Source organism: Pseudomonas sp. AKS31 (assembly GCF_023634765.1).
Classification (GTDB): domain Bacteria; phylum Pseudomonadota; class Gammaproteobacteria; order Pseudomonadales; family Pseudomonadaceae; genus Aquipseudomonas.
The window spans coordinates 418,341-427,584 of record NZ_JAMLFX010000002.1; the positions used below are offsets into that span (position 1 = coordinate 418,341).

Genomic DNA, 9,244 nt, shown 5'->3' on the forward strand with positions numbered 1-9,244 from the left:
GACAAAAGTTCGGTAGCACATCGCCAGTCCGGTCATGCCTATGTAACGCGCTTGAGGTGCCCTACGGGGCGCTTTTCACAAGCCGAGGCGGGACGCCGGGAGTGAGGCAATGGGGACTATGGAACGCTACTCGAAAGTGGGCATGCAGGAACTCGATCAACGCCTGTCGAAGATCGTCGAAGCGGCGCGCAAGAAGCCGGTTTCGGTGTATCGCTACGGCGCGCCGTGGGTCTGGATTGTCTCGCAGGATGACTGGCAGGGCGCCTTGAAAGAGGTCTCCAGCTACATTCCGCCGGGGCATTCGCTGGTGTTGCTGCGCCCGCAGATCGACGACTTGCTCGACGCCCACCGCGAACTCCTGCACGACCTCAATGCCGAGCCGGGCATGCTGATTCCCGCGCAAACGGTGATGCACATCCTGCTCCTGCAACTGCTGTATTCGGTGCCCAGCGAGCAGCAGCTCTACGAACAGCTCAATTACAACCTGCTGTTCCGCTGGTTCGTCGGCCTGGGCCTGAACCAGAAAGTCTGGAGCTTCAACGCCCTCAGTCGCGACATCGCCACGTTGCTCAACGAGCCACGGGCGGTGCTGCTCATTCAAAAAATCATCGGCGAAGTGTTCTGCGGCGCGTTGCTGCAAATGCCCGAGTTCTCCTTGAACTTTGCGCTTTTGCACACGTGGCTGGGCAAACACGCCTGCGCCTCGACAGCCAGCAATTGACGCCATACACGCGGCGTTCGAAACGCCAACAGGTCATCGCGAATTCAGGGGGTAGTGTGGAACCGATTTTCAAGTCACGGCTGGCGCTGTGGGGCTGGCTGCTGGTGACGGCGGGCGCGCAGCCGGCGTTGGCCGATGAAGCTGCCGAAAGCGCTGCGGCGCAGCGCCTGGTCGACGTCAATGAATACTTCGTGCGCGGCAACACCGTGCTCGATGCGCGGGCGATTGAAGAGGCGGTGTACCCGTTTCTCGGCCCGCAAAAAGCCCTCAGCGACATCGAAGGTGCGCGGGACGCGTTGCAAAAAGCCTATCAGGAGCGCGGTTATCAATCGGTGTTCGTCGAGCTGCCGGAGCAAGCCGTGGCCGACGGCATCGTTTATCTGCAAGTCAGCGAAACCAAGGTCGGCCGCGTGCGTGTAGTCGGCGCCAAGCACTATTCGCCGCTGGACATCCGCGACGACGTTCCGGCGCTGAAAGAAGGCGAGGTACCGGACTTCGCCAAGGTTCAGGGCGAACTGGCGCAGCTCAACAAAACCCCGGGCCGGCAAGTCATGCCGCTGGTGCGCGAAGGCCAGCGCCCCGGCACCATGGACGTCGATTTGCAGGTCGAAGACCAGAACCCGTGGACCGCCAGCGTCGGCCTCAACAACGACTACAGTGCCGACACCGAAAAGCTGCGCACCGTCACCAGTCTCGGCTACAACAACCTCTGGCAACTCGGCCACAGCATCAACCTGACCTACTTCACCGCGCCGCAGGAGACCGACAACGCCAAGGTCTGGTCGGGCTCCTACACCGCGCCGCTGAGCGAGCGCTGGAGCGTGCAGTTCTCCGGTTACCAGTCCGACAGCAACGTCGCCACCATCGGTGGCAGCAACGTGCTCGGTAAGGGCCACAGCTACGGCGTCTCGGCGATTTATACGCTGCCGTCGAGCGGCAACTGGTCGAACTCGCTGTCGGCCGGCATCGACTTCAAGGACTTCGACGAACGCCTGACCCTGTCCGGCGAGAGCGACAAAGTCCCCCTGCAGTACGCGCCATTCACCTTCGCTTACAACGGCTATCGCTACAGCGAAAAGAGCCAACTCGGCCTCGGCCTGAGCCTGGTGGCAGCCACCCGCAGCATTTTCGGCTACGGCAGTTCCGACGAAGATTTCGACTACAAGCGCTACCGCGCCAAGCCGAGTTTTGCCGTGCTCAAGGGCGACACCAATTACACCTGGACCTTCGACAGCGACTGGCAAAGCGCAAGCAAAGCGGCGTTCCAGTTAGCGTCGGGGCCACTGGTTTCCAACGAACAATTCTCCGCTGGCGGCGCGACTTCGGTGCGCGGTTATCTGGCCGCCGAACGCACCGGCGATGACGGCTTGCTGCTCAGCCAGGAACTGCGCACGCCGTCGCTGGCCAAGTACGCCGGCACGTGGATGCAGGACTGGCGCTTCTACGCCTTCGCCGAGGGCGCGCAACTGTATCTGCGCGACGAATTGCCGGATCAGGACGCCAATTACGCCCTGGCCAGCGTCGGCCTCGGCACCCGCGCTAGCCTGAGCAAATGGTTGTCCGGCAGCCTCGACTGGGGCTTTCCGCTACTCGAAGGGCCGAACACCTCGAAACAGGAATCGCGCCTGCACTTCAACCTTCAAGCCACTTTCTGACAAGGAGCACGTTCATGCAGCGCCTCTTCCTTTCGTTGTTGATCTGCCTGGGCTTCGTGCTCCCGGCCACGGCTCAGGCCTGGTGGCAGGACGACTGGCACTACCGCAAACAGATCGCCGTCGACACCACGCCGCAAGGTGCGGCGATCAATCAGGCTCTTGGCCGCACTGCGCTGCTGGTGCGCCTGCACACCGGCAACTTCACCTTCGATGGAGTGAAAGAGGACGGTTCGGACCTGCGTTTTGTCGCCGCCGATGACAAAACCGTGCTCAACCACCAGATCGAAAGCTTTGATGCGCTGATGGGCATGGCACTGATCTGGGTCGATGTGCCGAATGTCGAGGGCGGTCAGCGCCAGGACATCTGGATGTACTACGGCAATCAGAAGGCGCCGGCGACCGGCAACGGCCAACTGACCTTCGACCCGAATTACACCGCGCTCTATCACTTCGACGGCGCCACCGGCACCCCGGCCAAAGACACCACGGCCTACGGCAATACCGCACAAAGCGCGACCGGTGCGGCGATTGACGGCGTCGTCGGGCGCGCCTTGCAATTCAGCGGCCAGCCGTTGCTGCTGCCGGCCAGTCCTTCGCTGCAACACAACGCTGGTAGCGCATTCACCTTCAGTGCCTGGCTGCGACTTGATCAGGCCAGTGGCGAGCAACTGATTCTCGCCCGTCGCGAAGGCGCCAACAGTCTATTGATCGGAGCAAACCAAGGCGTGCCGTTTGTGGAGATCGATGGCCAACGTGCTGTCGCCACGCAAGCGCTGAATCCGGGCCAATGGCAACACGTTGCGCTGACTGCTGAAGGTTCCAAAGTGACCCTGTACATCAATGGTCGCGAAGCCGCCACGCTCGCCCAGGCGATGCCGGCCTTCAACTCGGTCATGGCGATCGGCGCCGATCTGCACGAGGGTTCACTCCAGCCCTTCGTGGGCGCTATCGACGAACTGCGTCTGTCGAAAGTTGCCCGTCCGGCGCCGCTGTTGCTGGCCGACGCCACCTCACAAGGCGCCGAGTCGAAACTGGTCGCTTACGGCGTCGATGAAGAGCAATCCGGTTTCGGTTTCGGCAGCCTGGGCTTCCTGCTCAACGCGGTGCCAATCGACGCCTGGGTAATCATCGCCGTGCTGGTGCTGATGATGTTCCAGTCGTGGATCATCATGCTGCGCAAAAACCGCAGCCTCAGCCGCGTCACTGCCGCCAACGAAGACTTCCGTGTGCAGTTCGCCAAGGTCGGCACACGTCTGGAGATGTTCGCCGACGACGCGCAACTCGCCCAGCGCTTGCAGCATTCGTCGCTGTGGCGCCTGTACCTGGTGGCGGTCAAAGAGATCCGCACCCGTCGCGAACAGGGCGCCGATACCTCGTCGGTGTCTGCGGCGACCATCGAAGCCATCCGCTGCTCCATGGACGGCGTGCGCACCCGTGAAAACCAGCAACTGAGCTCGAAGCTCTCGACCCTGTCCAACGCCATCGCCGGCGGCCCGTACATCGGTCTGCTCGGCACGGTGCTGGGGATCATGGTGGTGTTCCTCGGCACGGCGATGGCCGGTGACGTCAACATCAACGCCATCGCTCCCGGTATGGCCGCCGCTTTGCTCGCTACCGCCATGGGCCTGTTCGTCGCGATCCCGGCGCTGTTTGGCTACAACCGCTTGATTACCCGCAACAAGGAGGTCAGCGCCGACATGCGCGTGTTCGTCGACGAGTTCATCACCCGACTGGCGGAGATGCACGGCGAGAGCCAGTTCAGTGAGGCGGCGCATCGCGGCCATCACGCCAACCACTCCGTACCGGCCTGAGGAGCACTGACATGGCGTCTGTAAATGCCTCCCACGACGATGATGACGATGCCGCGGTGGACAGCATCAACATCACCCCGCTGGTCGACGTGCTGATGGTGGTGCTGGTGATGTTCATCCTCACCGCCACCGCACAGGTTTCCGGGATCCAGATCAACCTGCCCAAGGCCAGCGCATCCGTGTCGCTGTCCGAGGCCAAGACCAAGGCGATTTCGGTCAATGACGGCGGCCAGGTGTTTCTCGACGCTTACCCGGTGACCCTGGCCGAACTCGAAGAACGTCTGCGCATCGAGAAGGCGCAGAGCCCGGATTTCCCGGTGATCGTGCGCGGCGATGCGACCGTGCAGTACCAGAAAGTCATTGAAGTGCTGGATCTGTTGCGCCGGCTCGAACTGTCCCAGGTCGGTCTCGTCACCGGCAAACCGAGTCAGGGCTGAGTCATGACTGCACAACTCCCGATTGAGCCACTGCCGGTGAAAAAACCAGCGCTGCGTTACGCGAAGTGGGGCGCCGGATTGCTCATCGGTGCGCTCGCCGCATGGTTTCTGTGGCAGTGGGCCAATGACATGAGCGGCATCCGCCGCGAAGCGCCGAAGGTGCCGACGATCATTCCGTTGCCGCCACCGCCACCACCGCCGCCGGAAAAACCGCCAGAACCGGAAACCCCGGTGGAAGAAAAAGTCGTCGAGCCGGAGCCAACGCCGGAGCCGGAGGAGGTCAAGCCCGAGGAAGAAGCGCCGCCATCCCCGGCGGATGATCTGGCCAACCCGATGCAAATGGACGGCGATGCGCAGTCCGGCAACGACGCTTTCAACATCGGCGCGGGCAAGGGTGGCGGCATGGCTGGCACTGGTGGCGGGCGTCTGGGCACGGGCACGTACAGCCAGTTTCTGGCGTTCACCTTCCAGCGTTTGCTGCGTGAGAACCCTGAGCTGCGCAACCTCGCGTTCTCGCTGCAGGCCGATGTCTGGCTGAGCAGCGTCGGCGAGATCACCCGCGTCGAGCTGATCAAGTCCAGCGGCAACCCCGAAATTGATAAGCAAGTGCTGGCCGCGTTACGCGGTGCGCCGGCGCTGAGCGAACGGCCACCGGCCTCCATCACGTTGCCTGTGCGCCTGTCCCTGCAAGGACGGCGTCCGGGTTAATTCACTTATTTACGCTTTGGCAAAAGGAGTTGTGTGCAGATGATTTCCAACGTGAATCGATTGTCCCTGGCGGTCGGCATGGTCATTGCGACCCTGGTCGGTCAGGCCGTGGCAGCGCCTGCGCCCTCGGAGAACGCCACGATCAATCTGATCCGCTTGCTGGTCGAGCAGGGCATTCTGAAACAGGACAAGGCCGATGCGCTGATCGCTCAGGCGCAGAACGAAGCGGCGCAGGCTAAACAGGCTGCGGCATCCACCGCTGTGGCGGCGGGGCCAGTGGCGGCGCCGGGTGACGTCCGTGTGCAATACGTGCCGGCCGCGGTGCGCGACCAGATCCGTGATCAGGTCAAAGCCGAGGTCATGGCCACTGCCAAACAGGAAAACTGGGCCGCGCCCAACAGCTTCCCGGAATGGGCTGCGCGCATCAGTTTCGATGGCGACATTCGCTTGCGCAACGAATCGCGCTACTACTCGGACAGCAACAGCAACGAGATCGTCGACTTCGCCAAGCTCAACAACAACGGCCCGTACGACGTAAACCCGAACAGCAGCACCAATCTGCCGCCGCTGCTCAACACCCGCGAAGACCGCACCAATCAATTCCGTATCCGTGCGCGGCTGGGCATGAAAGCGGAGATCTCGCCGCAATGGACCGCTGGCATTCGTATCGGCACCGGTTCGGACAACAACCCGGTGTCGACCACACAAAACCTCGGCGGCGGTTTCGCCAAAAAGGACATCTGGCTCGATCAGGGCTATCTGAACTGGAAGCCTACGGATGAGCTGACCCTGACCGGCGGGCGCTTCGCCAACCCGTTCATGTCCACCGACATGCTCTATTCCAACGACTTGAACTTCGACGGCGTGGCGGCGATTTTCGACCACAAACTCAATCGCGATTGGGGCGTGTTCGGCACCGTCGGCGCGTTCCCGGTGGATTACACCAACGACACCGCCAGCAGCAACGGCTTTGACAAGGAAGAGAGCGACAACAAGTGGCTGTACGGCGCGCAGATCGGCGCCAGGTGGGCGATCAACAGCAACAACCGCTTGAAAGGTGCACTGGCTTACTACCGTTTCGACGACATTCAGGGCCAGCGTTCCAGCCCTTGCGAACCGTGGGCCGGCGCGCCGGGTTGCGACAGCGATGGCAGCCGTGCGGCGTTCATGCAGAAGGGCAACAGCGTGTTCTTGCTGCGCGACATCACGCCGAACCCGCTTAACCCGACCACCACACCGCAACCGCAGTTTGTTGGCCTTGCTTCGGAATTCAATCTGCTTGATCTGAACATGGTCTGGGATGCCGACTTGCCAGAAGACTTCAAACTGCGCAGCCAGGGCAATTACATCCACAACCTCGCGTACGACGAAGGCGACATGCGCAAACGTTCGGCTGGGCAAATCGTCAACAACCTCGACAGCAACGGCGACATCGAAAGCGGCGCCAATGCGTGGATGGTGCAGTTCACCCTCGGCAGCGCGCTGGACCTTAAAAAGCAGGGCGACTGGAACATGTTCGCTGGCTACAAATACATCCAGCCCGACGCCTTGCCGGACGGCTTCAACGACTCGTCGTTCCACCTCGGCGGCACCAACGCCAAGGGTTACTTCATCGGCGGCAACTACGGTCTGGCGAAGAACGTTTACGCCACCGGTCGCTGGATGAGCACCGAAGCGGTGTACGGAGCGCCGTTCGACATCGACGTCTTGCAGCTTGAGATCAACACGCGCTTCTAAGGCGCCGGGAGAGGGTTATGAAAACGCGATTTGTGTTGCTCGGGCTCGGGCTGTTGATTGCCACCGGGGTGCATGCCGAAGGCATGGAAGAGCGCCTGCGCACGCAATTGCGCAGCACCACGCAACAGTTGCAGGCCCTGCAAAGTCAGCAGGCCCAGGCCAGCGCCGCGCAACTGGCGGCGCAAAACGAAGCCAAGGCTGCGCAGGCGCAAATCAAGCAATTGAGCGCTGAACTGGCCAAGGCCAAAGGCGTCGCTGAGCAACTGGCCGGGCAGCAGCAGAGCCTGCACAGCCAGGCGCAGGCGCAAGTGGCGGCCAGCGCCGAGCAGACCGGCAAGTTCAAAAAAGCCTATGACGAGTTGCTGGTGCTGGCCCGTGCCAAAGAGGCAGAACGGTCTAAGCTTCAAGCGCAATTGGCTGAACGTGACACACAAGTGCAGCAATGTTCAGTCAAGAATCAGCAGATGTACGGCGTCGCCAAACAGATCCTCACTGCCTACGAAAACATCGACGTGGCCGAGGTGATGAAGATCCGCCAGCCCTTCGCGGGCAGCGCCCGGGTCAAGTTCGATGAACTTGCCCAGGGGTTTGGCGATGACCTCTACAAGACTCAATTCGACGCGCCGCAAGCCGCGCTCACGCACTGATAGACAAGGAAGAAGTAATGACTCAATTGATCAGCCACGTATCGCCAAAATCTCTGACCGAAGTCCTGCAAGCTGCGGGTTATCGCGTCAACGAAACCGAGCAGAACGGTATTGTTCAGTTGCTCAGCGCCAGTCAGGGCATCGGCTACGCCGTGCGTTTTGGTAATCCGGCGGTGGAGCAGGGCAGCTACGTCGATTTCACTTTCAGCTGTGCGCTGCGGGTGCAGGGGGAGTTGCCACAGGGTGTGGCCGAGCAGTGGAACGCCAGCCGTCGTTTTGCGCGTTTGTCGTTGCAGGGCGAGTTTCTGGTGATGGAAATGGATGTGGTGGTGGCGGCGGGCGTGAGCAACGATCACCTGCGCGGCAACCTGGAATTGTGGGATCGGCTGTTGCAGGAATTCATCGTTTATCTGCGTGATTTCACCCAGAACGGTAGCGCGCAGACCGCCAAAGTCGCCGTTGCCGAGCAAGAGGAAGTCGCGCTGTGAAAAAGCCTGCCATAGTGATCAGCGCCGCCGCTGTGGCGCTGTTGGTGGTGGCCGTGGCGCTGGTGGTGCGGCCGGGCAGTGACCCGGTCGCCGCCCAGCAATCGTCTTCTGTGGTGGCGGTTGCTGCGGGACCGGCGGTGGCGCGGTTGGGCAATCAGCAGGTGTCGCCTGATGAATTGCAGGCGTTGCTCGCGACAGTCCCGCCAGAGACCCGCGAACAATTGCGCGGCAACCGCGAGGCGCTGGAGCGCTGGATTCGCACGCGTCTGGCCGAGAAAGCGGTGCTGGAGCAGGCTGATGCGCAAGGCTGGGCACAGCGCCCGGAGGTTGCGCGGCAGACCCGTGCGGCGACTGAGCAGATCGTGTTCCGTGATTACTTGCGTTCGGTCAGCCAAGTGCCGGCGGATTATCCGAGTGCAGCGGAATTGCAGCAGGCTTATGACGCGGGCAAGGCAAGCTGGCAGACCCCGGCGTTGTATCGGGTCAGTCAGATTTTCCTCGGCGTCAATGATCCGCAGAATCTTGAATCGGTGCGCAAGCAGGCGCTTGAAGTGAGCAAGAAAGCTCAGGCAGCACCGGCGGAATTTGCCGCGCTGGCGACTCAATATTCGCAGGATCGCGTCACCGCTGAACGCGGCGGCGATAGCGGTCTGCAACCGTTGCAGCAATTGGTGCCGGAAGTGCGAAGCGCCGTGGCGCGGCTCAAGGTTGGCGCAGTCTCTGATCCCGTCCAAAGTGCCGCCGGGTTCCATGTGATCAAGCTCACCGAGCAACAGCCTGCACGCACCGCAACCCTCGATGAACTGCGCGATCAACTGACCCAGGCCTTGCGTGCGCAACGCCAGGAGCAAATCGCCCAAGCCTATCTGGACGGCATGCTCAACACCGCAACACTGAGCATCGACGGCGCTGAACTCAACAAAGTCCTAGAGGAAAAACACTGATTTCACCTACACCACAAACCCCCTGTAGGAGTGAGCCTGCTCGCGATAGCGGTGTGTCAGTTTAAGAAATGTCGACTGACACACCGCTATCGCGAG

At 61.7% G+C, this 9,244-nt stretch carries 9 protein-coding genes; all 9 read left to right on the forward strand.

What is annotated here, in order from left to right; all coding sequences use genetic code 11:
- Window positions 1–109: 109 nt before the first annotated feature.
- The 9 genes from M9827_RS27950 to M9827_RS08015 are packed head-to-tail and all read left to right on the forward strand — an operon-like array spanning window position 110 to window position 9,148.
- Window positions 110–721 carry a transposase gene (locus M9827_RS27950; RefSeq protein WP_007915478.1) on the forward strand — a complete coding sequence of 204 codons (612 nt, stop codon included), beginning with the start codon at window positions 110–112 and terminating at the stop codon, window positions 719–721.
- A 56-nt stretch (window positions 722–777) separates the two neighbouring features.
- Window positions 778–2,376 carry a ShlB/FhaC/HecB family hemolysin secretion/activation protein gene (locus M9827_RS07980; RefSeq protein ID WP_250604884.1) on the forward strand — a complete coding sequence of 533 codons (1,599 nt, stop codon included), beginning with the start codon at window positions 778–780 and terminating at the stop codon, window positions 2,374–2,376.
- A gap of 14 nt (window positions 2,377–2,390) precedes the next feature.
- On the forward strand, window positions 2,391–4,187 hold the full coding sequence (locus tag M9827_RS07985) for a DUF2341 domain-containing protein (protein ID WP_250604886.1): 1,797 nt from the start codon (window positions 2,391–2,393) through the stop codon (window positions 4,185–4,187).
- Window positions 4,188–4,198: 11 nt separating this feature from the next.
- The gene (locus M9827_RS07990; protein WP_003201710.1) at window positions 4,199–4,624 is read left to right on the forward strand and encodes an ExbD/TolR family protein; all 426 of its coding nucleotides are present in this window, start codon (window positions 4,199–4,201) and stop codon (window positions 4,622–4,624) included.
- Between the two features lie 3 nt (window positions 4,625–4,627).
- Window positions 4,628–5,332 carry an energy transducer TonB gene (locus M9827_RS07995; protein WP_250604888.1) on the forward strand — a complete coding sequence of 235 codons (705 nt, stop codon included), beginning with the start codon at window positions 4,628–4,630 and terminating at the stop codon, window positions 5,330–5,332.
- A gap of 39 nt (window positions 5,333–5,371) precedes the next feature.
- Window positions 5,372–7,069: a putative porin gene (locus M9827_RS08000; protein WP_250604890.1), complete on the forward strand. Its 1,698-nt coding sequence runs from the start codon at window positions 5,372–5,374 to the stop codon at window positions 7,067–7,069.
- Between the two features lie 17 nt (window positions 7,070–7,086).
- The gene (locus M9827_RS08005) at window positions 7,087–7,716 is read left to right on the forward strand and encodes a DNA repair protein (RefSeq protein WP_250604892.1); all 630 of its coding nucleotides are present in this window, start codon (window positions 7,087–7,089) and stop codon (window positions 7,714–7,716) included.
- 17 nt (window positions 7,717–7,733) lie between these two features.
- Window positions 7,734–8,204: a YbjN domain-containing protein gene (locus tag M9827_RS08010; RefSeq protein WP_122595734.1), complete on the forward strand. Its 471-nt coding sequence runs from the start codon at window positions 7,734–7,736 to the stop codon at window positions 8,202–8,204.
- Window positions 8,201–9,148: a peptidylprolyl isomerase gene (locus M9827_RS08015; RefSeq protein WP_250604894.1), complete on the forward strand. Its 948-nt coding sequence runs from the start codon at window positions 8,201–8,203 to the stop codon at window positions 9,146–9,148. Before M9827_RS08010 ends, M9827_RS08015 begins: the two co-directional genes overlap by 4 nt.
- Window positions 9,149–9,244 lie beyond the last annotated feature (96 nt).

Bases quoted from the DNA above. Each gene is read 5' to 3' on its own strand.
- M9827_RS27950 (WP_007915478.1), top strand. From the start codon at position 110: ATGGGGACTATGGAACGCTACTCGAAAGTGGGCATGCAGGAACTCGAT.
- M9827_RS07985 (WP_250604886.1), top strand. From the start codon at position 2,391: ATGCAGCGCCTCTTCCTTTCGTTGTTGATCTGCCTGGGCTTCGTGCTC.
- M9827_RS07990 (WP_003201710.1), top strand. From the start codon at position 4,199: ATGGCGTCTGTAAATGCCTCCCACGACGATGATGACGATGCCGCGGTG.
- M9827_RS07995 (WP_250604888.1), top strand. From the start codon at position 4,628: ATGACTGCACAACTCCCGATTGAGCCACTGCCGGTGAAAAAACCAGCG.
- M9827_RS08000 (WP_250604890.1), top strand. From the start codon at position 5,372: ATGATTTCCAACGTGAATCGATTGTCCCTGGCGGTCGGCATGGTCATT.
- M9827_RS08005 (WP_250604892.1), top strand. From the start codon at position 7,087: ATGAAAACGCGATTTGTGTTGCTCGGGCTCGGGCTGTTGATTGCCACC.
- M9827_RS08010 (WP_122595734.1), top strand. From the start codon at position 7,734: ATGACTCAATTGATCAGCCACGTATCGCCAAAATCTCTGACCGAAGTC.